At 65.9% G+C, this 25,309-nt stretch carries 23 protein-coding genes and 1 tRNA gene; 16 read left to right on the top strand and 8 right to left on the bottom strand.

Translation table 11 applies throughout. The annotated features are described in order from the left end of the window. The first annotated feature begins 402 nt into the window (after positions 1–402). Positions 403–879: a hypothetical protein gene (locus tag OIE68_RS26265; protein WP_327093755.1), complete on the top strand. Its 477-nt coding sequence runs from the start codon at positions 403–405 to the stop codon at positions 877–879. A 119-nt stretch (positions 880–998) separates the two neighbouring features. Continuing rightward, the gene (locus tag OIE68_RS26260; RefSeq protein WP_327093754.1) at positions 999–1,574 is read left to right on the top strand and encodes a TerD family protein; all 576 of its coding nucleotides are present in this window, start codon (positions 999–1,001) and stop codon (positions 1,572–1,574) included. On the opposite strand, the gene OIE68_RS26255 is transcribed toward OIE68_RS26260, so the two are convergent. From OIE68_RS26255 to OIE68_RS26230, 6 genes are all read right to left on the bottom strand, one after another. After that, positions 1,556–2,470, bottom strand: coding sequence for a putative PEP-binding protein (locus OIE68_RS26255; protein ID WP_327093753.1), 915 nt, complete (start codon positions 2,468–2,470; stop codon positions 1,556–1,558). The two genes, OIE68_RS26260 and OIE68_RS26255, sit on opposite strands and share 19 nt — an antisense overlap. 66 nt (positions 2,471–2,536) lie before the next feature. Next, positions 2,537–3,943, bottom strand: coding sequence for an MATE family efflux transporter (locus OIE68_RS26250; protein ID WP_327093752.1), 1,407 nt, complete (start codon positions 3,941–3,943; stop codon positions 2,537–2,539). 151 nt (positions 3,944–4,094) lie between these two features. Beyond that, a complete protein-coding gene (locus OIE68_RS26245; protein ID WP_327093751.1) occupies positions 4,095–5,126 on the bottom strand; it encodes a cysteine synthase family protein in 1,032 nt (343 codons plus the stop codon). A gap of 53 nt (positions 5,127–5,179) precedes the next feature. Continuing rightward, complete coding sequence (locus tag OIE68_RS26240; protein ID WP_419150802.1) at positions 5,180–6,541, bottom strand: alanine racemase; 1,362 nt, start codon at positions 6,539–6,541, stop codon at positions 5,180–5,182. A gap of 149 nt (positions 6,542–6,690) precedes the next feature. Further along, on the bottom strand, positions 6,691–7,701 hold the full coding sequence (locus OIE68_RS26235) for an ornithine cyclodeaminase family protein (RefSeq protein ID WP_327093749.1): 1,011 nt from the start codon (positions 7,699–7,701) through the stop codon (positions 6,691–6,693). After that, positions 7,673–8,866, bottom strand: a complete 1,194-nt coding sequence (locus OIE68_RS26230; RefSeq protein WP_327093748.1) for a TauD/TfdA family dioxygenase — start codon at positions 8,864–8,866, stop codon at positions 7,673–7,675. Before OIE68_RS26230 ends, OIE68_RS26235 begins: the two co-directional genes overlap by 29 nt. 315 nt (positions 8,867–9,181) lie before the next feature. Between OIE68_RS26230 and OIE68_RS26225 the strand changes: the two genes are divergently transcribed. The 9 genes from OIE68_RS26225 to OIE68_RS26185 all read left to right on the top strand — a co-directional run bounded on the left by OIE68_RS26225 (position 9,182) and on the right by OIE68_RS26185 (position 18,947). Continuing rightward, positions 9,182–10,699 (top strand): ABC transporter substrate-binding protein, encoded by a 1,518-nt coding sequence (locus tag OIE68_RS26225; protein ID WP_327093747.1) that lies wholly within the window; start codon positions 9,182–9,184, stop codon positions 10,697–10,699. After that, positions 10,699–11,622 carry an ABC transporter permease gene (locus OIE68_RS26220; protein WP_040690878.1) on the top strand — a complete coding sequence of 308 codons (924 nt, stop codon included), beginning with the start codon at positions 10,699–10,701 and terminating at the stop codon, positions 11,620–11,622. The genes OIE68_RS26225 and OIE68_RS26220 overlap by 1 nt, the downstream gene beginning before the upstream one ends. A 44-nt stretch (positions 11,623–11,666) precedes the next feature. Beyond that, the gene (locus OIE68_RS26215; RefSeq protein WP_327093746.1) at positions 11,667–12,542 is read left to right on the top strand and encodes an ABC transporter permease subunit; all 876 of its coding nucleotides are present in this window, start codon (positions 11,667–11,669) and stop codon (positions 12,540–12,542) included. Further along, complete coding sequence (locus OIE68_RS26210; protein ID WP_327093745.1) at positions 12,539–14,137, top strand: ABC transporter ATP-binding protein; 1,599 nt, start codon at positions 12,539–12,541, stop codon at positions 14,135–14,137. The genes OIE68_RS26215 and OIE68_RS26210 overlap by 4 nt, the downstream gene beginning before the upstream one ends. A 211-nt stretch (positions 14,138–14,348) precedes the next feature. Next, a complete protein-coding gene (locus OIE68_RS26205; protein WP_419150801.1) occupies positions 14,349–15,074 on the top strand; it encodes a lytic transglycosylase domain-containing protein in 726 nt (241 codons plus the stop codon). Positions 15,075–15,231: 157 nt separating this feature from the next. Beyond that, on the top strand, positions 15,232–16,518 hold the full coding sequence (gene eno / locus OIE68_RS26200; protein WP_327093744.1) for a phosphopyruvate hydratase: 1,287 nt from the start codon (positions 15,232–15,234) through the stop codon (positions 16,516–16,518). A 17-nt stretch (positions 16,519–16,535) separates the two neighbouring features. Further along, a complete protein-coding gene (locus OIE68_RS26195; protein ID WP_327093743.1) occupies positions 16,536–17,177 on the top strand; it encodes a septum formation initiator family protein in 642 nt (213 codons plus the stop codon). After that, positions 17,174–17,704 carry a DUF501 domain-containing protein gene (locus tag OIE68_RS26190; protein WP_327093742.1) on the top strand — a complete coding sequence of 177 codons (531 nt, stop codon included), beginning with the start codon at positions 17,174–17,176 and terminating at the stop codon, positions 17,702–17,704. The genes OIE68_RS26195 and OIE68_RS26190 overlap by 4 nt, the downstream gene beginning before the upstream one ends. A gap of 295 nt (positions 17,705–17,999) precedes the next feature. Next, positions 18,000–18,947: a Ppx/GppA phosphatase family protein gene (locus OIE68_RS26185; RefSeq protein WP_327093741.1), complete on the top strand. Its 948-nt coding sequence runs from the start codon at positions 18,000–18,002 to the stop codon at positions 18,945–18,947. A gap of 6 nt (positions 18,948–18,953) precedes the next feature. Here OIE68_RS26185 and OIE68_RS26180 read toward each other — a convergent pair whose 3' ends face one another. After that, positions 18,954–19,766 (bottom strand): neutral zinc metallopeptidase, encoded by an 813-nt coding sequence (locus tag OIE68_RS26180; protein ID WP_327093740.1) that lies wholly within the window; start codon positions 19,764–19,766, stop codon positions 18,954–18,956. A gap of 295 nt (positions 19,767–20,061) precedes the next feature. On the opposite strand from OIE68_RS26180, the gene OIE68_RS26175 reads away from it, so the two are divergent. The 3 genes from OIE68_RS26175 to OIE68_RS26165 all read left to right on the top strand — a co-directional run bounded on the left by OIE68_RS26175 (position 20,062) and on the right by OIE68_RS26165 (position 23,258). Then, positions 20,062–21,528 carry a peptide MFS transporter gene (locus tag OIE68_RS26175; protein WP_327093739.1) on the top strand — a complete coding sequence of 489 codons (1,467 nt, stop codon included), beginning with the start codon at positions 20,062–20,064 and terminating at the stop codon, positions 21,526–21,528. 34 nt (positions 21,529–21,562) lie between these two features. After that, positions 21,563–23,086 (top strand): amino acid permease, encoded by a 1,524-nt coding sequence (locus tag OIE68_RS26170; protein ID WP_419150565.1) that lies wholly within the window; start codon positions 21,563–21,565, stop codon positions 23,084–23,086. A 98-nt stretch (positions 23,087–23,184) separates the two neighbouring features. Then, positions 23,185–23,258, top strand: a tRNA-Leu gene (locus OIE68_RS26165). A gap of 55 nt (positions 23,259–23,313) precedes the next feature. On the opposite strand, the gene OIE68_RS26160 is transcribed toward OIE68_RS26165, so the two are convergent. After that, positions 23,314–23,979, bottom strand: a complete 666-nt coding sequence (locus OIE68_RS26160; protein ID WP_327093737.1) for a TetR/AcrR family transcriptional regulator — start codon at positions 23,977–23,979, stop codon at positions 23,314–23,316. A gap of 64 nt (positions 23,980–24,043) precedes the next feature. On the opposite strand from OIE68_RS26160, the gene OIE68_RS26155 reads away from it, so the two are divergent. Next, positions 24,044–24,451 (top strand): PaaI family thioesterase, encoded by a 408-nt coding sequence (locus OIE68_RS26155; protein ID WP_327093736.1) that lies wholly within the window; start codon positions 24,044–24,046, stop codon positions 24,449–24,451. 521 nt (positions 24,452–24,972) lie between these two features. Beyond that, positions 24,973–25,269 (top strand): hypothetical protein, encoded by a 297-nt coding sequence (locus OIE68_RS26150; RefSeq protein WP_327093735.1) that lies wholly within the window; start codon positions 24,973–24,975, stop codon positions 25,267–25,269. Positions 25,270–25,309 lie beyond the last annotated feature (40 nt).

Below are 25,309 nucleotides of genomic sequence, written 5' to 3'. Positions count from 1 at the left end.
GCAAGGCGCGGCGGCCGAGCGGTACCGAGAGCAGCACGCGGGCCGGACAGACATCGGCCGGCGAATGGAGAAGCCCTGCTGAGCAGGGTGCTATCAGCAATGATGCATCGACTGTGCCGACCCGTCAATCCGGACAGCCGAGGGGTGTCCCGGACAGGAGATTCGCCAACTTGTCCGATTGAAATAAGGGTAGCCTTACCGCATAATGCCCGAGCGAGGAGATGGCCCGCGACTCGGCCAGAGCGCCGCCCATCACCAGCGACGCCGTATCGGTGTCCTGAGAGGTGCCTGTGAGCACTTCGGACAAAGGTCGCAGCGCCAGCGAACAAGGGCCACAGCACCTTAGACTTGCAGGCAACGTGGCACAGCCCGCCGCGTTGCAGCGATCAAGAGGTGACGAACATGGCAGCCGGAGCGAGCCCCGTGCAACGTCAAGACCACTCTACGGCCGATCATCCCGAACTGGACGTACTCCCGGAATGGCCCCAGGAGACGATCGCGGTGCTGGTCACCACCGACCCAGCGCCGCATGCGATTCCGGTGTCCTGGCCGGTGCGCGCGGATGATCGGCGGATTCTGCTCAGCCTGAAATTCGATCGCGGTTCGCTGGCCCGCTTGCGCGAACGGCCCGATGTCGCACTGCTGATTCTCGGCGGTGGCAATGTCGCGCTGTGTGCGCGCGGGCAGGCGAGGGTTATCGCCGAGGAAATGCCCGGTGCGACAGACTATGTCGCGGTCCAGATCGATGTCGAAGTCATCGATGACCACCGGCAGTCGGCCTTCGCGGTGGCGCACGGAATCGAGCGCACCGTCCTCGACGCGAGCGAATTGCATGCGCTCGAAGGGCGCGTGCAGACACTGCGCGCGTGGAGCCGCTAGCGACTGCTTGCAGGTCGCTCGAAAAGGTCGGCATCGAGAACTGAACCGGCACAAGCTGTCCGGTACAGAGTAATAATCGTGATGAAAGGCGGCGCGAACGCGTCGAATGGAAGGGGATCATGAGCGTCACATTGGCCAAAGGCGGAAATGTCTCGCTGTCGAAGCAGGCCGCCAACCTCACCAAGGTTGCGGTGGGGCTCGGTTGGGATGTGCGAACGACCACCGGGGCCGATTACGACCTCGATGCGAGTGCGCTCGCCACCGGGACGAATCAGCGCGTGCTGTCCGATCAGCACTTCGTGTTCTACAACAATCTGCGCTCGCCCGAGGGCACGATCGAACATACCGGTGACAATCTCACCGGTGAGGGCGAAGGCGATGACGAGGTGATCAATGTCGATCTGGCGGCGACGCCGCCGACGATCACCAATATCTTCTTCCCGGTCTCCATTCACGATGCCGATGCGCGCGGACAGTCGTTCGGCCAGATCCGCAACGCCTACATCCGCGTGGTCGACGCGACCACGGGCGCCGAGCTGGCCCGTTATGACCTCACCGAGGATGCGTCGACCGAGACCGCCATGGTGTTCGGGGAGTTGTACCGGTACGGCAACGAATGGAAGTTCCGTGCCATCGGTCAGGGCTATGCCTCCGGGCTCGCGGGTATCGCCCGCGATTACGGCGTCAACGTCTGATGGGCGTGCGGGTGGTCGGGATCGGACCCGGCCGCCCGCTCTGCCTCGTATATCGCGATCGCGGCACGCGTCTTACGCTTGATCGCTTGCAGCACATCGAGATCCGGCAGGTCCGCGAACTGCTCACCCAGCACTTCGGGCAGATCGGAGTAGTGCAGCACGCATTCGTCGACGCCGAGGTTCGCACACGCCGCGAGCAGGTCCGGATGCAGATAACCCGCGACCGCGGTCCGCACGCCCGCGGCGGCGGCCACCATGGTGACGCGCTCGATCGCGCGCAGCAGCGGCGGAACCGGGCGAACCGGGCGTAGGCTGGCGCGCGCCTGGCCGAGCAGCAGCGAGGACAGATCGTTGCAGCCGATCACCACCCGTGACACCCCGGTGGTCACGACCCGGTCGACCTCGAGCAGCAGCGACGGGATCTCGATCATGGTTGCGATCGGGCAGTCGCCGATCACTGCCCTGGTTTGCTCGATGGCCCACTGCAATTCGTCGACATAGGTGACGAACGGGAAAAGCACGCCGATATCCGCGCCCTCGTCACGCACCTGCGCAATGCCCTCGAGTTCGGCGACGAATGCGTCGGGAAAGCGACGCGCTCGTCGAATACCGCGCAGGCCGAGCAGTTTATGCGGCTCGTCGATGATCTCTTCGACGCCGTCGAGGATATTGCATTCGGCGGTATCGGCTTCCATGGTGCGATACCAGATCGTTCCGCCGGCCCGCTTCGCAATATGGCGCAGATATGGCACGAGATAACCCGAAACCGATTCGGGTGTCGGATATTTCCCGGCCGCGCGGAACACGTACTCGCCGCGCACCATCCCGACCCCGTCGAAGTGGTCGAGCAGTTCAGCGGAGATCCGCTCACAACTCAATGCCAGGCTCTGCCGCATTCCCCGCACGCTATCAGGTTGCTGCACAACACTTTCCGCCGCCCATTAGGTCCGGATTTTACGAGGTCAGGAAGGGGTGGGTAGGGATTGTGGGAGGGGATGGGGGTGGGTGGAGGCGGCGGCGTCGAGCAGGGCGAAGTAGCGGCGGAGCATGAGAACGGCCGTGCTGGCCAGACCCGCGGTAAGACCCCACCAGACGCCCGCGGCGCCTAGGCCGAGCGGGAAGGCCAGCAGCAAGGCTGTGGGCAGGCCGACGAGCCAGTAGCCGACCAGGGACAGGCGGAAGCCCGCCTTGGTTTCCTTCAGACCACGCAGCAGGCCGGTGCCGATGTTCTGTGCGGCATCGAAGAATTGGAGCACGATGCCGATGAGCAGCAGCGAGCGGGCCAGTTCGATCGTCGCGGTGTCGCCCGGTTCGAGGAAGGGGCTCAGCACGAGTTTCGGCGCGGCGACATAAACCACGCCGGTGACCGCGGCAACGATGCCCGCATGCTGCAGCGCCAACCAGGCCAGCGCACGGGCGTGGCCGTATTCGTCACGCGCGACGGCATGGCTGACCAGGATGGACGCGCCGTGCGACAGGCCGATCGCGACCTGGAAGACGATGTAGATGATCTGGTAGACCACATTGTGCGCGGCCAGCGCGGCCGGTCCGATACTGCCCATCACCAGGGCGAGCACGGAAAACATGCCCGCTTCCGAACCATAGGTGAGCGCGATCGGCGCACCGAGTTTGAGCTCGGCTCGGATGGTCGGCATGTGCACCGGCCACGGACGCAGCGGCAGAGTGGCGCCGAGTGCCGCATCGGCGCGCACCATCGCGAAGAAGACGCCGAAGGTGATCAGGAAGACCAGTGAGGTCGCGACGCCGACGCCGGTCAGTCCCAGTACGGGCAGTCCGACCCAGCCGTGCATGAAGGTAAGGGCCAGTACGAGATTCAGCGCCACCGAGCCGAGGGTGACCAGCAGCAGGGCCTGCGGACGCTGCATACCGACGGTGTACTGCCGCAGTACTTGGAACCACAGGCAGGGCAGCAGTCCGGGCGCGAGGGCGAGCATGAGCGGTCGCGCGTCGGCGAGTACGCCCGCGTCCTGGCCGAGCCATTGCAGGGCCCAGCCGAGTCCGATCAGCACTGCGCCGCCGATGATTCCGGCGAAGGTGGCGATCAGGAAACTCGAGCGGACGATATCGCGGACCTCCCCGGCCGCGGACTCACCACGTTTATCTGCCGCACTCACCGAGGAAGCGATCTGATTCCCGGTCCCGGTGATCAGCCCGACGCACATGGTGCGAATCTGGTTGAACAGCACCATCGCCAGCCCGCCCGCGGCGACCTCGCGTACACCGAGCGTGCCCATCAGGGCGATATTGGTAGTGGATACCGCGATCTGTGCGAGTTGGGTGAGTGCGATCGGTGCCGCCAGCGCGGTGAGCTGTCGGCCATCGGCACGGAAGGTGGACAGATTCACCATCGCACCTCCACCGGTCGAATCCCGAAATCGATCGCCATGAGCCTCGTCCCAACTCGTCGCTGAGCTTCATATGGGTTAGGCAACCCTAACGAGGTGATCATTTCAGACATATGAGGTGTCGCGCAACGGTGATCGAAAGCGCGCGCGTGCTTCATCGCGCTTCCACGAGTTGGTCACGTCGGGTGGGAGCGTAGCGGTCGAGCATGGCGTGCACATCGCGTTCGGTGGCGGCGTCGAGAAGATCGCGTTCGCGCATCCACTCGTCGTCGAAGACCGTATCGAGATACTTCTCGCCGCCATCACAGACGAGGGTGACCACGGTCGAGCCGGGCGGGAATTCCTCGAGGCGGGTGAGCGCGGCGTGTACCGAGCCGCCCGCGGAGCCGCCGATCATCAGGCCCAGCTTGGCCGCGACCGCGCGAGCGGCGGCGAAGGCCGCGACATCGGAAACCTTGACGCCCTCATCGAGCAGCGAATAGTCCACGGCGGTGCCGATGGTGGCACCGGGCGGGGTGCCGGTACCGGACTGCCAGTACGGGCCGCCCGGCCCGCCGAAGGCGATCGATCCGACGGGCTCCACGCCGATGACCCGTGGCGTGCAGCCGAGTTGGCGCAGTCGGGTCGCGGTGCCGAACAGCGAACCGCCGGTGCCCACCGCGGAGAGCAGGATATCGACGCGCTCCACGTCTTCCAGCAATTCTTCGGCCACGGCGTAGTAGCCGACCGCGTTCGCGTCGTTGTTGTGCTGTTCGGTGAAGTATGCGTCCGACTGTCCGGCCGCCATCGCCTCGGCCAGGTCTTCCCGCGCCGAGGTGGCCAGGTTGTCGTCACCGTCATCGGCGACGAATACCAATTCCGCACCCATTGCTCGCATCGCGCGCAGCTTGTCCTTACATGCGTGGTGATCGACCACTGCGGTGAAGCGATACCCACGTTCGGCAGCTACTACCGCGAGGCCGAGCCCGGTATTCCCGGATGTCGACTCGATAATATGCCCGCCATCGCGCAGCAAACCCCGACGCTCCGCATCGTCGATCATCGCGCGCGCCATCCTGATCTTGGCCGCACCCGTCGGATTGAACTGCTCGAGTTTGAGCAGCAGCCGGGTGCCGGTCGCAGTGGTCGCCAGTTCGAATAGCGGGGTGCGACCGATCAGATCCGTCACGCGCGTGACGAGCGGCATGGAGGTCTCCTCGTTCGGGGCCGTAAGGGGTATTGGTCGATAGGGGTGCCGGATCATCCGGCGTCGAGCGTCCAGCGGAGTCGATCACCGGTGTCGTGCAGCACCACCTTCGGCGGAATCGGCAGTTCGTGAAAGGCTGATTCGTTCGAATCCATTTGGTAACCGGCGGTATTCGGATAGATCAGCAGATCGCCGACCTCGGCCCGTCTCGGTAACGGGATGCGCCGCCAGCTGAGCATGTCGGACTCCAGACAGCTGGCCGCACCGACGCAGGTCGGGGTGAGCTCGCCGGGGCGCGGCGGCCACAGCATCGGATCGGGGAGGTATTCACTGTCGAACCACTGCTCGGACAGGCTCAGGCTGGTGCCGTCGACGGTGAGCAGTCGGTAGGGGTGACCGTCGATATGGCGGGTCTTGCTGCCCTGCACCCGGAAGACGCTGGATCCGGCGCGGTCGAGCAGTGCCCGGCCGGGTTCGACGGCGAGCCGGATATCGTTGTCGCGCAACCGTTCCGCTAGGGCGTTGTGCTCGAGGACGGTCGTGAGCATGGCCGGGCCGGGTGCCGGGAAGTGGTAGGGGTAGTACGAATCGAAGGACTTCCCGGCGTGGAACCACTGACCGTTCGCGTGATCGCTGAACTCCGACCAGGCGCTCGCGGGCACATAGTCGACGCCGAATCCACCGCCGATGGAGATGGTGCCGGCCGGATGGCCCAGTGTGCGCGCATCCAGGCAGCGGGTGATCAATTTGTCAGCCTGTTCGGCGCGCGCGACGGCATCGTAGCCGGACAGGTGGAAGCTGAAGCCGTGCAATCGAATCGATTCGTGACCGACCGTGCCGGATGCGCCGATCACCGAAATCGCGCGGTCCAATTCCCCGGCGGTCATGCCGAATCGGCTCGCGGATCCGTTGGGCAGCACGCGAAGTAGTACGCGGGCCGCGGCGGCCGGGGTGGTGAATGCGGCCAATCGGTCGAGCTCGTCGAGACTGTCCACGGCGATCAGTGCGCGGTGCCGCACGGCAAGCCAAAGGAGATCGTCGGATTTGGCGGGACCGGTGACCATCAGCTCGTCACCGCGGACACCCTGTGACAGTGCGGCATTCAGCTCGCCCACACTGGAAACATCGACGCCCGCACCATTTTCGGCGCAGGCACGAGCAACGCAGGCCGCCTTGTTGGCCTTCTTGCCGAAGTAGACAACCCCATCCACACCGGCCTGCTCGAACGCCCGCTGAAATCCATTGATATTCACCGCGACCCGTGACGGATACATCACATGGAACGGCCCGCCGATCGCAAAGGCGATATCGCCGAGCAGATTCGGATCGGCGAGGAGCCTGCGCTCCCAGTCGTCGGTGTGAGCGGGCAGGGCAGGCGCGCAGATGCTCAGCAGCCCCTGCACTGCCGCCAGCACAGCGGGATCGGGGGCAGTTTCGGTACTCGACCGATGATCGCCGAGTTTGACCTTGTCGCGGGTCGAGCCATCGTCGAACAGCAGCGTGCCGTCGGGTTCGGCGGTGCCGGGGGCGGGCGCCTTCTTGTCGAACTCGACGGCGCCGATGTCTAGTCCCACAGGGGCACCTCCGTGCCGCGGCCCTCGGCAATGGCTCGTTCGGCGAGTGCGTGCGCGACGGCGATATCGGTCAGCACCAACCCGCTGTTGTAGACGAAGATCCGCTCGTCGTCGGAGCGCCTGGCGATCGCGCGACGGCTCAGGATCTGTGGCAGTTCGGCATCGACGGTCCGCAGTCTGCCGTCGGGACCGGCCATATCGGTGCCGGTCAGCGCCATTTGCTCGGCGCTGGTTGCGATTACGCGATCGGCGTCGACCAGCGTGGACGGCGCCAAACCGTAGCCGACGAGCACCACGGTGGATCCCGGTGCGAGATCCTCGGATTCGATCCCGACCTCGGTACCCGGTCCGGCCGTCGCCAACACCACATCGGCGGTACCGGCGGCCGCGCGCGGATCGTCGACGGTCTCCAGCAATGCGTGCGGGTTGTATTCGGCGAGGTAGTCGCGCACCGCCGCCAGACCCTCCGGATGGGTGCCGTACAGCATCAACTTGCGCAGCTGCGGATTGGCGGCAAGCAAGTGCGGCAGGGCATTTCGGCCCTGGGTGCCGGTGCCGATCAGCAGCACGCTCTCCGCGCCGCGCCGTGCGGTCTCGCGCACCAGCAGCGCCGACACCGCCGGGGTGCGCAGCGCGCCGACCCTGGCGCAGTCCATCATGGCGATCGGCGCGCCGGTGCTGTCGTCGTAGAGCGTGATGGTCGTGTAGTAGCGCTTGGTGCTGCGGTCGTGGCCGGGATCGAATTTGTAGGAGGTCTTCATCGCGACCACCCGGCGACGGCCGTCGCGCCCGAGCATGGCGTAAGCCACCGACCAGCCGTCCGGATTCGCGACGCTGAGTTTGCGCGGATTATCCGAATCACCCGCGGCGAAGGCGAGATACGCTTCCTCTACCGCGCGCACCACATCGGCGGGCGTGATTGGCACGTCGGCGAGATCGCTGCGGCTCAGCACACGCAGTGGTGTGCTCCGGTCACGAGTGCTCAACGGTTCCTCGATCATGTTGTGTCGTATCCAGCCTTACTGCGGTCCGGGTGGTAGCCCGGGCCGGTGCACCGTCGATCGCGAGCGGGTTGCTTGTCGCTCGGAACGGGGCGACGATCCGTTGCCCATAACCATTTTCGTCGGCCTCGGCGGCCCGCCGTCGGCGTTCGGGCAGGCGGACATTGACGCGCTTGAGCCAGCGGTCGGTGCCGTCGTAGCGCGCGGTGAACGGTACCCGACCGTGCACGGCCACGTCATTGTCCACCAGCAATAGCTCGCCGGGGGCCAGTGCGGCGGTGATGCAGACGCGTTCGAGCTCCGTGGTGAGGCGCGCGTATGCCAGCCGGAATTCGGTACCGGCATCGTCGAGCGGGGTGTATGCCGGATCGTAACGAAGCGTCAAATCTGCTGTGTCGCCAGCTGATTCGGCGCTCCACAGCGTCGGCAACGGAAGTGCGGAATAGCGCTCGTGACCGGTGCCGTAGGAGACGTCGGGCAGGATCGGCAGGGTCGGCGTGCCCAGCAGTCGGCGCTCGTCATCGGAGAGCTCGGTCCGACGCACCGAGGACACGGTGGTGCCGACGCCGTCCGGATTGCGCAGACACGCCAACAACAACAGGTTTGCCCGGTCCGGGTGGAAGGCGTCCTCGGTATGCGGGCTGAGCAGGGTTTTGCTACTCGCGCCTGACTGTTCGTGTTCGTGACCGGGCGAGGGCACGATGTTGTTGACCAGTCGCCCGCCCTGCTGGCCCTGCCAGCCGAACGGCTCACCCGCGCTGCGGGCGAGCAGCAGCATTGCGATATCGAGTTCGAATGAGCTCGCGCGGCGGTCGATTTCACCACTCCAGCGGGCCGCCTCGACCCAGCTCGGCGGGGTCGGGCCGAATTCGGCATCGGTCAAAGGCAGTTTGCCGACGATGGTGGCACCGGCCGCGGTGGCGGGCGGTCGCAGGGCGACGCGTACCGCGTCGGGCAACTCGCCGACGCGGGCATCGATTTGCTCGAGCAATGCCGGATCGGTCAGCGTGCGCGCGATATCGGCGGTGCCATCCGGCCGGGCATCGACTGTGACACATATCTCATGGGCGAGAGTACGCACCGCATGACCGGCGGTGGTCGGCAGCTCGCGCCGTTCGATATCTAGTGGGTGAAGCGTCTTACATTCGGAGAGAACGCCTTTCACCAGGAGTCCCTTCTTCGCATCGGGTCGAAAAGCGGGGGTATGACGATTCGATCTGCGAAGCTAGTGGGTCCGGCCGCGTTAAGCAAGGCTTACCTAAGCGAGTCATAAAAATAACGAGCGCGTATGACTGGGGTCGAAGCCTGCCGCAGCTAGCTGTAGCTAATCTGCGGCATTGCCTTCGGGGTGGTGACTGGTAGCTGTGGTGCGGCAAAACTCAACGGCCGGAACCCTATTAGGCTAGCCTGTCCTAGCTAGATTCGCTAGGGTTCGCGGTCGCGCGTGGGTAACTCGTTAAGGCTCGAGGAAGGCAGCATCATGGAATGGAATCGACGACAACTCCTGCGATCGGGACTCGGTGTCGGCGCGGTGCTGTTGGTCGCCGCATGTTCGGACGGCGGCAATTCGGACGGCCCGGCTCGGCGCGGTGGCACCCTGCGGGTCGGTGCGCTCGGCAGTGCGGCGCGAATCGAACGCGATCCGCATGCGAATCTCAGCAATGACAGCGACTTCCTCATCACCTCGCTGGTGTACGACGCGCTCACGGTACCGGGCGCGAACCCGAATGTTGCTGCGCGCCTTTCCAGTCGGTGGGAAGCCGACGCTCAGCGGCGCCGCTGGAGTTTCACCATCGCCGACGGCGCGACCTTCCACGACGGAACCCCGGTCACCTCCGATGATGTGGTGTGGTCGCTGCGTCGCCTGCGGACCGTCGGCGGTGCGTCGAAAATGCCTGCCGCCGTTGAGGACATCACCCCGGACGGTCCGAACCGGGTGGTGATCGCGCTGCCCGAACCGAATTCGCAACTACCGCTACTGGTTCGGTTGATGACCTTCACCGTCAAGAAGGACACCACCGATTTCACAAAGGCCATCGGCACCGGGCCGTTCCGGTTGGAGTCCTATCAGGGTGGCAATGCCCGGCTGGTGCGCAACGATCGGTGGTACGGTCCGGCGCCACTGCTGGATGCCATCGAGGTCACCATGTTCGACAGCGTGACGGCATTGGGCAATGCGGTGCTCGGCGGGCAGATCGACCTGGCCTCGAATGTCGGTGCGATCGCGGGACGTACCGCCGAGGGGCGCGGTGATCTGCGGGTGGTGCGGCGGTCGAACGACACCATGGTCGGGGTCGCGATGCGGACCTCCGACGGACCGTTCGCCGATGTGCGGGTGCGCGGGGCTATCCGGTTGGGCATCGATCGCAAGGCCCTGGTGAATCAGGTGCATTCGGGGTACGGCACCGTCGCGAACGACATCCTCGGTACCGGTGATCCGTTGTACGACAACACCATTGCGCAGCGCACCCGCGATGTGGACCGGGCGAAGACGCTGCTGCGCGATGCCGGATTCGATACCGGGCGCAGCTACCAGTTCCTCACCAAGGCCGAGGCCCCTGGCGAGGTCGAATCGGCGAAGGTGATCGCCACCCAGCTGGCCGATATCGGGCTGCGCCTCGATGTCGTGACGCAGGAGTCGAATACCTTCTACGACCAGACCTGGTTGAAGGCGCCGTTTTACACGGTCTCCTGGGGCACCAATGATTCCGCGCTGTTCTTCGCGACCAAGCTGATGTCCTCGACATCGAATCGCAACGAAACCGCCTTCAAGGATGCCGAATTCGATGCGGCCACCGCGAAAGCCCTTGCCGCGCCCGGTGACTCGGAATACGCGGCGGCCTGCCGTGACGTACAGCGGATCCAGTACGCCCGCGGCGGCTACCTGGTGTGGGGCATGGCCGACGGTATCGATATCGCGACATCCCGGGTGCGCGATGTGCCGACCCTGGGCGGCTTCGCCAGGGTGCAGTTGGAACGGGCCTGGCTCGCGGAGTGATGTCCTTCGCCCGACTCCTCATCCGGCGCGTCCTCCTGCTGGTCGCGCTGCTGGCGACGGTGTTCGCGGCCGTCGATCTGCTGCCGGGCAATTCCGCCCGCGCGGTGCTCGGCCGCGACGCCACCGCGGAGCAGATCGCGGCGAAGGAACACGAACTGGGCCTGGACCGGCCGCTGCCGGTGCGGTTCGTCGAGTGGATATCCGGTGTGGCGACCGGTGATTTCGGCCGCACCGCGCGTGGGCGATCGATCAATGAGCTGCTGGCCGACAAGTTTCCGCCGACGCTGCTGCTCGGCGGGCTCGCCTTCCTGGTGACCGTGGTCGCGTCGCTGCTGCTCGGCGGCTGGTGGGCGACACGGCGGGGTGCGGCTACTCGGTTCCTGCAGCCGACTACCACTGCGGCGGCGGCGATTCCGGAGTTCGTCATCGCGACCTTGTTGATCCTGGTGTTCTCCTTGGGCGCCGGTTGGTTACCCGCCGTCACCATTACCGGGCGCTCCGGATTTCCGGCCAGTCCGGACATGCTGGTGCTGCCCGTACTCGCACTGGCGATACCGCAGACCGGCTGGAACACCCGGGTGGTGCGCGCGGCCCTGCTCGACTCCGCGCGCTCGCCGCATGTGGAAAGTGCGGTGCTGGACGGACTTTCGACCACCACGGTGCTGACCAGGCATGTGCTGCCGTTCGCGCTGCCGACGATTGTGGCGAGTTTCGCGACCACGGTCGGCATGCTGCTCGGTGGTGCGCTGGTGGTGGAGACCATCTTCAACTACCCGGGACTCGGTGCGGTGCTCGCGGGGTCGGTCGCCGATCGGGACACCTCCTTGATCGCCGCGGTGGTCGCGCTGACCGGAATCGTCATCATGGCCATGCTGGCCATGGCGGACGGGATTCGGGCCTGGGCATTGCGGGGGCGAATATGACCGATGTGCAGCGGAATCCGGCGGCTCGGATCGGAAGGTCGCAGGTGAAGAGATTCCTCACGGTATTGCCTGCGCTGGTGGTGGTTATCGCTGCCGCGCTCGGGCCGAGTTCGGCGACTCGGCCTGCTGAGGAGGCGGCCGGGATACCATTCGGGCGGCCGGGCGCGGACACCTTATTGGGCACGGACCGACTCGGACGGGATGTGCTGGCTCAACTGCTCTACGGCGGTTGGGGTCTGCTGTTGCTGGCGGGTGTGATCGCGGTCGCGGTGACCGGGTTGTCGTGCGTGCTCGGCGCGATCGCGGCACTGCGTCCTCGGGTCGGTGCGATGATCGAGGGCGTCGCCGATTTCGCGATCCTGCTTCCGGCCGTACTCGGGATCCTGCTGGTGCTGACGGCCTGGCCGGATGCGGGCGTCTACGGGCTCGTTGTGGTGGCTCTGCTCTTCGGAACTCCGTACTGTGCACGAGTTTTCGCGGCGGCCGCGGCGGGAGTCGCTGCGAGCGGCTATGTCGAGGCCGCCCAAGCGAGCGGCGAAACTCTGCCGCACTTGGTATTCCGTGAGGTGATTCCGAATCTGCGCGAGGTCTTGGCCGCGCAACTCGGTCTTCGCTTCGTAGAGGGCGTGTATGTGGTCAGCACCGCATCGTTCCTCCAACTGCCGACCACGCTCGGCGCGAGCAACTGGGCGGTCATGGTGCGCGAGAACTCCTCCGGCATGCTTCTCAACCCCTGGTCCGTGCTGGCTCCGAGCCTGGCGATCGCGGTGGTCGCGGTCAGTGTGAATCTCGCGGTGACCTCGTTCGATCAGCACCGTCCGCGCCGCTGGGCTGTACGAAGGGCGCGCGGTTCCGAGCCGCTGGGACCGGCCGGCGCGGAGTCGCCGGTCGCAGGCAATGCGTTGGAGGAGCGGGGATGAATGCGTCTGTAGTCGTCGATGCGCTGACCGTGTGCGGATCGAATGGTCAGGAGTTGTTCGAGCCCACCAGTTTCAGCGTCGCGGCGGGTAAGGTCACCGCCCTGACCGGTCCGTCGGGGTCGGGCAAGACCACGTTGATGCGGGCACTGCTCGGGCATCTGCCAACGGGAGCCCGGCGATCCGCGGGTTCGGCCGTGGTTGCGGGGCAGGACGTATTCGCGTTGAATCCTGGCGCACTGCAACGGTTCCGGCGGGACCACATCGCCTATGTCGGACAGGATCCTGGTTCGGCCCTCAATCCGTTGATGCGTGTGCGTTCCCTGCTGAACGAGGTTCGCCACCCCGCCACCGCCGTGCCCGAAGCCCTGGAGCTGGTCGGCCTATCCGACGAACACCTGCGCCGCCGACCCGGCGAACTCTCCGGCGGTCAACAGCGCCGAGTGGCCCTTGCGCGTGCGCTGGTTCGTCACACCGGGATCCTCATTCTCGACGAGCCCCTCGCCGGGCTGCACGGTTCCCTCCGCACCGATATCGCCCGTCTGCTGGCCGATATCGCCGCGCAGCGCTCTGCCGCAATCTTGCTGTCCGGGCACGACACCGCGACTATTCATGCGATCGCCGATGATGTGGTCGAGTTGGGTGCGGTGCATACCGATGTAATCAGCCGCACACCTGTGCCGACTCTTTCGGGTATATCGAATTCACCGCGATCGAACGGGGGTGCCGCGTCGATCGTGCGGGTGGCGATGGCTCCGGAGATGCCACTCGGCCGAGCGGCCGACACCGGGGACTCGGCTCTGCAGCCCATCGAAGGACAGGGTGCGGTAGCTGTGCGCTCCAGGACGGTCGAGCCGGTCGCGGAACCCGTCCTGCGCGGCCAGGACATCGGTGCCTCGATCGACGGGCACGAGGTATTGGCGGATATCGATTTCGTGCTGCCGGGCGGCGCGGCACTGGCCATAGTGGGGGCGTCAGGAGCTGGAAAGACCACTCTCGCGCGGGTTATCGCCGGTCTGCACCGGGAAGCGACCGGATCGCTGGAACTGCGAAGTGAGTCGATCCCGATCGGCCCCCGTCGACGAGCCCGCAACGGCCGCAATGGTATTCAGTTGGTCACGCAGAACCCGCGGTCCGCGCTCAATCCCCGTCGTACCGTCGCCCAGACGCTCGGCCGTCCGCTGCGCCGAATCGGCGGTGTACCGAAACGACAACTGGCGCAGGGCATTACCGACTTACTCCACTCGGTCGAACTCGCATCGGAGCTCGCCGTCCGCTACCCGCACGAACTCTCCGGCGGCCAACGCCAGCGGGTGGCACTCGCCAGAGCGCTCGCGGCCGAACCAGCCGTGCTGGTCTGTGACGAGATCACCTCGGCCCTGGACCACAACACCGCCGTCTCGATCATGACCCTGCTGGACCGCATCCGCGCCGAACACGACACCGGTCTGCTCGTCATCACCCACGACATGACGCTGGTCACCGGACACTGCTCCCAACTCGTCGTCCTCGACCACGGCCGCATTGTCGAATCCGGCTCGGCGACAGCGGTCCTCACCGCCCCGGCGCACACCGCGACCCGCGAACTTCTCGGCTAGGCGTTTCCCGCACACAGCTTGTGCGTGACGCACGGTAGTTCTGTGCGGACGAATCGGCGGCTGCGTTATCGGCGATCTGCTCGGTAATCTCGGAACACGGAGCGCGTGACCACCAGGCATGCGGGGTCTGCAGGGGGAGGGACACATGGCGCTGGGTTTGCCGCGACGCGTGCATCGCGTGGGTGGTCGTTCGGATCTGGATGATGACGGAATGCTCGCGAAGCTGACCGGCGTGTTGGTCGCCGCAATGGTGATCCTTGTACTCGCCGGTTGCGGCACCGAACGTAATCTTCCGCCCATTCCCGAGGGCATCCCGCCCGGTCCCGGTACTCCGCTACCGCTGATCGATCTGGATGCGCCCGGCCGCACCGCCGTGCAATTACGCGACTGGGCCGACGAGCAATCCGACAAACTCGGCATTCCGAGTGTCTCGCTGGAGGCGTACGGCTATGCCGCGGCGATCCTGGGCCGGTCTCGGCCGGACTGCGGGATCGCCTGGACCACCATCGCGGGGATCGCCAGTGTGGAGAGTAAGCACGGGACCCATCGCGGTTCGGAGGTCGATGCGGATGGCACCGTGCGCCCGCCGATCATCGGCATCCCGCTGGACGGTGCGCCGGGCGTGGCACTGGTCAAGGACACCGACGGCGGCAAGCTCGACGGCGACCCGGAGTTCGACAGGGCGCTGGGCCCACTGCAATTCATTCCGGAGACCTGGAAGCGCTGGGGTGTCGACGCCAATGGCGACGGCGTCGCCGATCCGCAGAATATCGATGACGCCGCTCTCACCGCGGCCCGCTACCTGTGCGCGAGCGGCGGCGATCTGACCTCCGAGCGCGGCTGGCAGCAGGCTCTGTTGACCTACAACCAGTCGAATGCCTATCTATTGACCGTCCGCGATCGCGCCGCTGCGTACAGCGTCGGGCGTCGGGCATGAGCACCCCTCGGAGGAAACAACGGGTGCTTACCGCGACAGTGCGAAGCGATTCGTCGGAGTGCCGGTTACTGCGGAATGCGCGAGGACGCTAGGCTCGCAGACGCACGGCCCTTCCCGTCAGACCTACCGTGCCAACAGCCGAAGGAGTGTCGTTTTCGTGGCCATCATCGAACAGGTCGGAGCTCGCGAGATCCTGGATTCCCGCGGAAACCCCACTGTCGAGGTCGAGATCGCCCTCGACGACGGCACCCTGACCCGTGCTGCCGTGCCCTCCGGTGCCTCCACCGGTGAACACGAGGCCGTCGAACTGCGCGACGGTGGCGAGCGCTACGGCGGCAAGGGTGTGCAGAAGGCCGTCGAGGGTGTGCTCGACGAGATCGCGCCCGCCGTCATCGGCCTGGACGCGGTCGAGCAGCGCACCGTCGACCAGGTCCTGCTGGATCTGGACGGCACTCCGGACAAGTCCCGCCTCGGTGCGAACGCCCTGCTCGGCGTCTCGCTCGCGGTGGCCCGCGCCGCCGCCGAATCCTCGGGCCTGGAGCTGTTCCGGTACCTGGGCGGTCCGAACGCACATGTGCTCCCGGTGCCGATGATGAACATCCTCAACGGTGGCGCACACGCGGACAGCGGCGTCGATGTCCAGGAGTTCATGGTCGCCCCGATCGGCGCGACCACCTTCAAGGAGTCGCTGCGCTGGGGCACCGAGGTGTACCACGCGCTGAAGTCGGTGCTGAAGTCCAAGGGCCTGTCCACCGGTCTCGGCGACGAGGGTGGTTTCGCGCCGTCCGTCGCGGGCACCAAGGAAGCGCTCGACCTGATCGGTGTCGCCATCGCGAAGACCGGCCTGAAGCTGGGCACCGATGTCGCGCTCGCGCTCGATGTCGCGGCCACCGAGTTCTACACCGCGGGCAGTGGTTACAAGTTCGAGGGTGGCGTCCGCTCGGCCGCCGACATGGCGCAGTTCTACGCCGAACTGCTCACCGCCTACCCGCTGGTCTCCATCGAGGACCCGCTGTCGGAGGACGACTGGGACGGCTGGGTCGCGCTGACCGACCAGATCGGCGACAAGGTGCAGCTGGTCGGCGACGACCTGTTCGTCACCAACCCGGAGCGCCTGGAGGAGGGCATCACCAAGGGCGCAGCCAATGCGCTGCTGGTGAAGGTCAACCAGATCGGCACGCTCACCGAGACTTTGGATGCCGTCGAGCTCGCACACCGCAACGGCTACAAGACGATGATGAGCCACCGCTCCGGCGAGACCGAGGACACCACTATCGCCGACCTGGCTGTCGCGGTCGGCAGCGGTCAGATCAAGACCGGCGCCCCGGCGCGCAGCGAGCGTGTCGCCAAGTACAACCAGCTGCTGCGCATCGAGGATGCGCTCGGCGATTCCGCACGGTACGCGGGTGACGTCGCGTTCCCGCGGTTCGCGTTCGAAGGCTAGTCAGCTAGGGGAGCGGTATGACAGAGCGACGTGCGCGTGGATCCAGTCCGGCCGGACGCGGGAACCGCCGCACGTCGCGCTCTGCCAGATCGCGCCCGGCCGCCGAATCGCCGGCGGCCGCACCGAAGCGGACGACCCGCAGGCGGTCCGAATCCGCAGAGAAGGCCAAGTCACAGAAGATTGGGCTGCGCTCCGGCGGGCACGAGGACAGGCATGATCGCACGATCCTGGGCCTGTCCACTGGTAAAGCGGTCATCCTGGCCATTGTCGTGGGCGCACTCGCGCTGACGCTGGCCGTGCCGCTGCGCACCTATTTCACCCAGCGCGCCGAGGCCGCGCACCTGGCGCAGGAGCGCATCGAACTCGAGGCCGATCTCGCCAAGTTGCGGGATCGCCGTGCGCAGCAACAGGATCCGGCCTACGTCCGCTCCGAGGCCAGGGACCGGTTGCGGCTGGTCATGCCGGGTGAGACGCCCTATATCGTCCAGGTGCCGGGTATCGAAGCTCCCGCGCCGCCCGCCGCACCGACCCAGTCGAAGGCGCCCGAGCCCTGGTACACCGAACTGTGGCGCAGTATTTCGCAACCGCAGCAGGCCCCGGCGGCCGCACCGGCCGGGCCGCCCGCCGCGCCGCAGCCAGCACCGGAAGGACCCAGGTGACCGCACCGAACGACCGCGATCTCGAGATCATCGCCAAGCAGCTGGGACGCGAACCGCGCGGCGTACTCGCCGTCGCTTACCGCACCCCGGACGGGCTGCCCGCGGTGGTCAAGACCGCGCCGCGGCTGCCCGACGGCACCCCCTTCCCGACCCTCTACTACCTGACCGATCCCCGCCTCACCGCAGAGGCGAGCAGGCAGGAATCCGCGGGCGTCATGCGGGAAATGACCGAACGCCTCGCCACCGACCCGGAATTGGCCGCCGCCTACCGCGCCGCCCACGAGAGCTATCTGGCCGAGCGCAATGAAATCGAATCGCTCGGCACCGATTTCACCGGCGGCGGCATGCCCGAACGAGTGAAATGCCTGCACGTCCTGATCGCCCACGCCCTCGCCAAGGGCCCAGGCGTCAACCCCTTCGGCGACGAAGCAGTAGCCATGGCCGCCGACCACGGCCTCCGCGGCACCGCAATCCCCGCCGACTGGCCGAAATACGAGCCGCCGCTCGCTCCGACCGACGGGCAATGACGTGCGCGCGGCGCTTGAATTGATCACGGGCGCTGGGGAGAACGTGCGCGCTGGGTTGAGTGCGGGCGCTGAGATGAGCGCAGGCGGATGAGCATGGGCGCTGAAATGAGCGTGGGCGCTGGAATGAGCGTGGGCGCTGGAATGAGCGTGGGCGCTGAGATGAGCGTGGGCGCTGGAATGAGCGTGGTGCCGAAATGCGCGGGGGCGCTGCGGGCGGCGTAGGAACTGGGATGACCGGGCGCGCCGGTGAGCGTGAGTGGGAAATTGGCCGGGGCTGAGATGAGCGGAGCTGAGCATGAATGATCGGGTAGCGGCTGTTGATTGCGGGACGAATTCGATTCGACTATTGATCGCCGAGGTGCTCGGCGACGGGAGGTTGGCGGATCTGCATCGGGAGATGCGCATTGTGCGGCTGGGGCAGGGGGTGGATGCGACGGGGGCGCTTGCGCCGGAGGCGATCGAGCGCACCAGGGTTGCGCTCGCCGATTATGTCGCGCTGATGCGGGAGGCGGGGGTAGGTCGGGTGCGGATGGTCGCGACCTCCGCGACGCGCGATGCCGCCAACCGCGAGGATTTCTTCGCCATGGCCCGTGCCGAACTCGGCACCGTGGTGGCGGGTGCGGAGGCCGAGGTGATCACCGGTGACGAGGAGGCGCGGCTGTCCTTCGCCGGTGCGGTCGGCGAATTGGCCAGCGAGGCAGGGCCTTTCGTTGTCGTCGATCTCGGCGGCGGTTCCACCGAACTAGTCGTCGGCGACAGCAATGGTGTGCGGGCCGCATTCTCCGCCGATATCGGCTGCGTCCGCATTACCGAACGGTGCCTGCCCGGCAATCCGCCGACCGCCGAACAGGTCGCCGCCGCACGGGAATTCGCCACCGAACGACTGGATGAGGCCTTCGCCAAGGTTCCCGTCGACGGCGCGCACACCTGGGTCGGCGTTGCGGGCACCATGACCACGATCGCCGCCGTCGCCCTCGATCTGCCCGAATACGATTCGGCGCGAGTCCATCTCACCAGCCTCACCCTGGACCAGGTACGCGAGGTCTGCGATCGCCTGATCGGCATGAACCACGACGAACGCGCCGCACTCGGTCCCATGCATCCCGGCCGCGTCGATGTGATCGGCGGCGGCGCCGTCATCACCGAGGTACTCGCCTACGAACTGTCCCGCCGCGCCGACATTTCCGCCCTCATCGTCAGCGAACACGACATCCTCGACGGCATCGCCCTGTCCATAGCCTGAGGCTGGTCACTCCACCTCGTCGAGCGCGGCAGCCCAGGTATTGCACGATGACGTCGAAGCGCCGCGGTAACCGGCTTCGACCCAGCGTCGGCTGTTCACGCCGGTGCCATGGGTCGGATCCTCCTCGGTATCGGATTGGATATCGATCAGATCCACGGCCTCGGCCGGGGTCAGCATGCCGCCGGCCTGCGCTGCCGCCAGCATCACTCCGGCCAGGCACTGGGCCTGGAGTTCGATGCGTCGGCTGAGTTCCAGTCCGAGCGGCGACTTCTCGCCCGCGGTATCGATATCCCGATCGGCGCTACGCAGGATGCCGGTGGAGGACTGCAGGTGGTGGCCGTATTCGTGCATCACTACGAACATCAGGTACTGCCCGAGTTGCGAACCCCAACCCCGATGGATCGGATCGTCGGTCGGCCAGTACACATTGCCGCCGCAATAGAACGCGGGATCCGTGGACTGGACCTGTTTCGAGCAGCCGGTCGTCACGTTGTCGACCACGACGAGTTGCAGCGGCGCGAGGCTCATACCCGCGGCGCGCAGGGCAGGATCCCAGGCCTTGGTCAGGCAGTCCAGCTCGGTCTGCACGAATTGCCGCTGGCCCGCCGCGCTCATCTCGATCGCCGGCAGCTGACACCGCAGCAGGGGCAGGCGCAGCTCGGCGTGCAGCGTATTGGCCGTCAGCGGAGGTTCCTGCAGCGCGCCGACGACGGGCTCGGCGTCCACCGCGGATACCGACGCGCACCCGGTGCCGAGCAGCGACACCAGCGCGCCGATCACGGCGAGCAGCAGCGCCGCATGGGCGCTCGAGCGCTTCATCAGGTTCCCCCGTCCAGCCAACAAACGAGGTTTCCCCGTCCAGCGAGGCGAACTTTACCGGGGAATTCTCCGGTTTTCTTGTCGAGTGCTGTGCGTCACCGATCGCGGTCGACGAATATTCGACGTTGCCTCGAATTCGCTGGCGAGGCGCACTGAAGCAGTATTTCCAAGATGGACGTGCCGGTTGGTGGATTGCTCCTGCGGCCGCTCTGGCATGCCCAGGTATATAGGCCTTGAGCAGGGAAACTTTGTTCAGGATGCCGGGAATTCCCTGCCTATATGGGATGGTCTGAGCATGTCCGACGCAGCAATGGCGGAGCAACCGGTTCGGGAGCCGAGCCTGTTCGGTCATCCCATCGGGTTGGCCAACCTCTTCGGAGTCGAACTCTGGGAGCGCTTCTCGTTCTACGGAATGCTCACCATCCTCGGGTACTACCTCTATTACTCGACGACCGAGGGCGGACTTGGTCTATCGCAGAGCACCGGCGTCGGGATCGTCGGCGCGTACGGCGGGCTGGTGTATCTGTCCACGGTGCTCGGCGGGTGGATCGCAGACCGGTTGATCGGCATGGAGCGCACCGTCTTCTACGGCGGCGTCGTGGTGGTGGCCGGGCATATCGCGCTGGCGATTCTGCCCGGACTGAGTGGTGTCGGAGTTGGCCTGGTGCTGGTCGCGCTCGGCAGCGGCGGACTGAAGGCCAATGCGTCCTCGCTGCTCGGCACCCTCTACCGGCCGGGTGATCCGCGCTTCGACGGCGGCTTCACGCTGTTCTATCTGGGCATCAACCTCGGTGCGTTCGTCGGTCCGCTGCTCACCGGTCTGCTGCAACGGAATTGGGGCTTTCACTACGGTTTCGGTGCGGCCGCCGTCGGCATGGCGCTGGGGCTGACGCAGTACGTGGTGTTCCGGCGCAACCTCGGTACCGCGGGCAGGCATGTGCCCAACCCGTTGCCGCGCAACGCCGCCGGGCCGATCCTCGGCATCGTGGCCGGTGCGGCCATCGTGGTCGCGCTGGCATTGATCACCGGCCTGGTGAATCTGGACAACCTCTCCGAGGTCACCACCGTCGTCATCATCGCGGCCTCGCTCGCCTACTTCGTACTCATGCTGACCAGCGCCAAGGTGACGCCCGTCGAGCGCAGCCGGGTCCGCGCCTTCATTCCGCTGTTCATCGCGAATGCGGTTTTCTGGTCGCTGTTCCAGCAGATTTTCACCGTCCTCGCGGTGTACTCCGATGAGCGGATGCGGTGGACCATCTTCGGCTGGACCGCGCCGTCGAACTGGATCGGTTCGGTCGAGCCGGTGTGGATCATCTGCCTGTCGCCGCTGTTCGCGCTGATGTGGACCAAGCTGGGCAATCGCGCGCCGAGCACACCGCGCAAATTCGCCCTCGGCGTCATCGGCATGGGGCTGGCGTTCTGGTTATTCGTGCTGTTCTCGGGGAGCAGCGGCAAATCGGTGCCTGCGCTGGCGGTACTGCTCATCATGGGCGCATTCGCGGTCTCCGAACTGCTGCTTTCCCCGATCGGCCTCTCGGTCACCACGCAGTTGGCGCCCGAGGCGTTCCGGGCTCAGATGATGGCGCTGTACTTCTTCTCCGTTGGCATTGGAACCTCGATGTCCGGTACTTTGGCTCGGTTCTATGACGCGGACCACGAATTCGCGTACTTCGGCATCACCGGAGCAGTAGCGATCTGTGCCGGTCTGATCGTCGTCGCACTCACACCATGGGTGAGCCGACATATGGCCGGTGTGCACTAGAGACGGAGAACCCGTCGACGACGGCAAGGAGACAGTGTTGGCGACCCCAGGAACTCGATGGGGCGGTCTGTTCCGCACCAAATCGGTCGAGCAGTCCATCCGGGACACCGACGAACCCGATTCGAAACTGCGTAAGGAGCTGACCGCCTGGGATCTCACCGTCTTCGGTGTCGCCGTGGTCGTCGGTGCGGGCATCTTCACGCTCACCGCACGGACGGCGGGCAATGTTGCCGGACCTTCGGTTTCCCTCGCCTTCGTCTTCGCCGCCATCGCCTGCGGGCTGACCGCGCTGTGCTACGCCGAATTCGCCTCGACGGTTCCGGTTGCCGGCAGCGCGTACACGTTCTCCTACGCCACCTTCGGCGAGCTCGTCGCGTGGATCATCGGCTGGGATCTGATCCTGGAGTTCGCGCTCGCGGTGTCGGTGGTCGCCAAGGGGTGGTCGCAATACCTCGGAGAGGTGATGGGATCGCATTCGCCGATCGTGCATCTGGGTCCGATCGACTTCGACTGGGGTGCGGTACTTCTCATCTCGGTTCTGGGTGTGCTGCTGGCGGTCGGCACCAAGGTGTCGTCGCGGGTTTCGGCGGTGGCCGTCGCCATCAAGCTGAGCGTTATCGCGGTGGTTCTCGTTGTCGGCGCCACCTATTTCGACAAGTCGAACCTGACGCCCTACATCCCGCCGTCGCAGTCCGGCGCGGAAGGGGAGGGGCTGCACCAGTCGCTGTTCTCCTACTTCACCGGTGCCGGTCACAGCACTTTCGGCTGGTACGGCCTGCTCGCCGCGGCCAGTCTGGTGTTCTTCGCGTTCATCGGTTTCGATGTCGTCGCGACCACGGCGGAGGAGACGAAGGATCCGCAGCGCTCGGTGCCGCGCGGCATTCTCGGCTCGCTGGTGATCGTCACGATTCTCTATGTCGCGGTATCGCTGATCCTCACCGGAATGGTGCCCTACACCGCGCTGTCCGGTGACCGCGCAACGCTCGCAACGGCTTTCGCGCAGCACGGCGCCACCTGGACCAAGAACATCATCTCCGTCGGCGCGCTCGCCGGACTCACCACGGTCGTCATGGTGATGTTCCTCGGACAGACCCGCGTGCTGTTCGCCATGTCGCGCGACGGACTGATGCCGCGTCAGCTCGCACACACCGGCAAGAACGGCACTCCGGTTCGGCTGACCATCGTGGTCGGCGTCGTCTGCGCCGCGCTCGCCGGTTTCGTGGATTTCGGCACCCTCGAGGAGATGGTCAATATCGGCACCCTCTTCGCCTTCGTCCTGGTCGCCATCGGCGTCCTCATCCTGCGCCGCACCCGCCCCGAACTCCCGCGCGGCTTCCGCGTGCCCTTGGTCCCGCTCGTCCCCGTCCTCGCCGTCCTCGCCTGCCTATGGCTGATGCTCAACCTCTCGGTGGAAACCTGGCTGCGCTTCCTCGTCTGGATGGCCCTCGGCCTGATCGTCTACTTCGCCTACGGCCGCCGCCACTCCGTCCTCGCCAACCGGCCAGATGCGAATTCCTCCGACGGCACCGCATCGGTAGCCGCCCACGACGGCACCTGACTGCGCAATGGCGGCATTACTCTGGCCACCACCGGAGATGCACTAGCCTGCAGAACAGAATTCCGGTACGGCAGTACGAGTCGGTACGCTGACCGGGCGCCCCTATAGCCCAATTGGCAGAGGCAGCAGACTTAAAATCTGCAAAGTGTCGGTTCGAGTCCGACTGGGGGCACGTACAGCATCTCTTGGCGAGCTGCTGGCATTCGCGACCTCATGCAGCGCTGAGGCTACCGTGCGGGGCCGGGATGCCGCTTGCTTGCGGGCGGCTGTCCGGACAGGGCGGGGTCAGTGGAGCGGTCCTCGTCTGCGGTCGGCAAGCTGTGCAGCAACGTGCGCACGATGCTGGGCACCTGGTCGTCGAGTTCGGCGGGTATCGGCCGGCTGGTCGTAAGATATCGCCGCACCGCGGCATAGGGCAGGTCGATCACGGCGAGGGCGATCGTGGCCGTGGACAGTCCGGTTTCGGCACGTAACGCGTGGACGAGCCCGCGGATCGCGGTGTCCCACCGAGCGGATTCGTTGTCGCGCTCCTCGCAGGCAGCGCCGGGCCAGCTCTGGTGAGCAAAGCTGTGGACTCCTGCCAGCAGCACCTGCGCATCGAGTGGATTGCTCCGGCACCACGTCACGACATGGCCGGCGACCGCGGCTGCGGCCTCGACGGGATCGTCCTCGCCGAACAAGACGTAAGCGTCGTGGTGCAAGCGCCCGACGGCCCTGTTCCACAGGGCAGCCAGCAAGGAGGGACGGTCGGGAAAGCGGTGGTATACCGATCCGCTCGGCGCGCCCGATTCCCGGATCACGCCAGCCATCGTGACGCCGGCCACGCCATCGGCAGCCAGCAGTCGCGCTGCGGCGTCGAGAATCGCCGCGGTGTCATGTACGAATCTCACCACGGGTGTAGAGATTACTCTCTAGAAAATTGTAGAGTGAGATCTCTACAATGATGAGAGAGCGACCATGACCATCACTTCCGAAGACGTTTACAAACTTGCTCCGTTCGTGCGTACCCTCGGCGTGGAGTTCACCGAACTCACATCGGCTGTGGTAGCTGCCCGCCTGCACCACGCCGTCGAGCTGTCGACAACCGGGGGAGGTTTGCACGGCGGCGCACTGATGGGGTTGGCCGATGCCGCGGCCGCGGTGTGCGCGGTTCTCAACGCCGCGCCGGGAGCACTGCCCGCGACGACCGATTCGACAACGCACTTCCTGCGTCCGATCCACGGGCTGGCGCACGCGGTCGCCGAGCCGATGCGCGCCAGCCGCACCGCTGTGGTGGTCGAGGTAAAGATCGTCGACGAATCCGGCGAGCTGTGCGTCCATGTGATCCAAACGGTGCAGACACGCGGTCCGGCCGCTGCTGGGTGAGACACCGGAACATCGTGGCCGGCCCGGGGAATCGCATCCTTACCGATCCGGTCAATCGGCTGATCATCGAACGTCTGTATTCCGCTGTATTCCGCTGTATTCCGCGCATGGCACCGGTGATCTGGCAGTGCGCGTATCGTCGGGGACGATTGTCTATCGCATCGTGGGGTATCTCGCCCTTGCCTCGATCGGACGAGCGCCCCTCGATGAAAAACGCATCCGCGAGCTCGTTGAGTGCTTATACCCTGAATTCACGCTGAACCCGACAACGCATTTGCCGCCATATGCGGTGCGAACGCTTTGCTCACAACTGCGGCAAATCGGTCGGGATGCAATCGGTTGACGTGTCCGTTGCGAATCCCACAGGACAAGTTGTTTTCGAGTAGGGGATGTCCGGTATGTCCACAGTCGGTATATCGGCAGTTCGGGGGGTTGTTCTGGCGGCGGGGCCGCCGGGGATTGTTTTGCATTCGTTACAGCGACCTCCGTGCGGGGGTGCGGTCGGCGCTGCGATCACCGGTGTGCTGGACGGTGTGGCCGACGAATCGGGTAACGATGTCGGGGGCGGCGACGATGCCATCGTGTACCAGGCGGTATCCGAGCGGCGGGCGATCGTATCGCAGCTGACGGCGGGGAAGTGGGCGTCGTCGTCGCAGGTCTCGGATCGTTCGGAGCTGGCTGCGCTGGCCAGGGAGGAGCGCGGACTCGAACTATTCGAGACCGTGCGCGTGTTGGAGATCGTGGACGGCCAGACCTTGTTCTTGTTCGTCGGTCCGGCGCGCGACACCGTATCGGCAGCCGGTGCTCGCGCTTATTGAGTTCCTGAAACGAACGATATAAGCGGAGGTCGAAGTGGAC

The sequence above is a fragment of the Nocardia vinacea genome, from assembly GCF_035920345.1.
In the GTDB taxonomy this organism is placed as follows: domain Bacteria; phylum Actinomycetota; class Actinomycetes; order Mycobacteriales; family Mycobacteriaceae; genus Nocardia; species Nocardia vinacea_A.
The sequence above is the reverse complement of the archived record's forward strand: the minus strand, read 5'-3'. Positions and strand labels throughout refer to the sequence as shown.

Coding starts and splice junctions, on each gene's coding strand:
- OIE68_RS26265 (WP_327093755.1), top strand. CDS start 403: ATGGCAGCCGGAGCGAGCCCCGTGCAACGTCAAGACCACTCTACGGCC.
- OIE68_RS26260 (WP_327093754.1), top strand. CDS start 999: ATGAGCGTCACATTGGCCAAAGGCGGAAATGTCTCGCTGTCGAAGCAG.
- OIE68_RS26255 (WP_327093753.1), bottom strand. CDS start 2,470: ATGCGGCAGAGCCTGGCATTGAGTTGTGAGCGGATCTCCGCTGAACTG.
- OIE68_RS26250 (WP_327093752.1), bottom strand. CDS start 3,943: ATGGTGAATCTGTCCACCTTCCGTGCCGATGGCCGACAGCTCACCGCG.
- OIE68_RS26245 (WP_327093751.1), bottom strand. CDS start 5,126: ATGCCGCTCGTCACGCGCGTGACGGATCTGATCGGTCGCACCCCGCTA.
- OIE68_RS26235 (WP_327093749.1), bottom strand. CDS start 7,701: ATGATCGAGGAACCGTTGAGCACTCGTGACCGGAGCACACCACTGCGT.
- OIE68_RS26225 (WP_327093747.1), top strand. CDS start 9,182: ATGGAATGGAATCGACGACAACTCCTGCGATCGGGACTCGGTGTCGGC.
- OIE68_RS26220 (WP_040690878.1), top strand. CDS start 10,699: ATGTCCTTCGCCCGACTCCTCATCCGGCGCGTCCTCCTGCTGGTCGCG.
- OIE68_RS26210 (WP_327093745.1), top strand. CDS start 12,539: ATGAATGCGTCTGTAGTCGTCGATGCGCTGACCGTGTGCGGATCGAAT.
- OIE68_RS26205 (WP_419150801.1), top strand. CDS start 14,349: ATGCTCGCGAAGCTGACCGGCGTGTTGGTCGCCGCAATGGTGATCCTT.
- OIE68_RS26195 (WP_327093743.1), top strand. CDS start 16,536: ATGACAGAGCGACGTGCGCGTGGATCCAGTCCGGCCGGACGCGGGAAC.
- OIE68_RS26185 (WP_327093741.1), top strand. CDS start 18,000: ATGAATGATCGGGTAGCGGCTGTTGATTGCGGGACGAATTCGATTCGA.
- OIE68_RS26180 (WP_327093740.1), bottom strand. CDS start 19,766: ATGAAGCGCTCGAGCGCCCATGCGGCGCTGCTGCTCGCCGTGATCGGC.
- OIE68_RS26175 (WP_327093739.1), top strand. CDS start 20,062: ATGTCCGACGCAGCAATGGCGGAGCAACCGGTTCGGGAGCCGAGCCTG.
- OIE68_RS26155 (WP_327093736.1), top strand. CDS start 24,044: ATGACCATCACTTCCGAAGACGTTTACAAACTTGCTCCGTTCGTGCGT.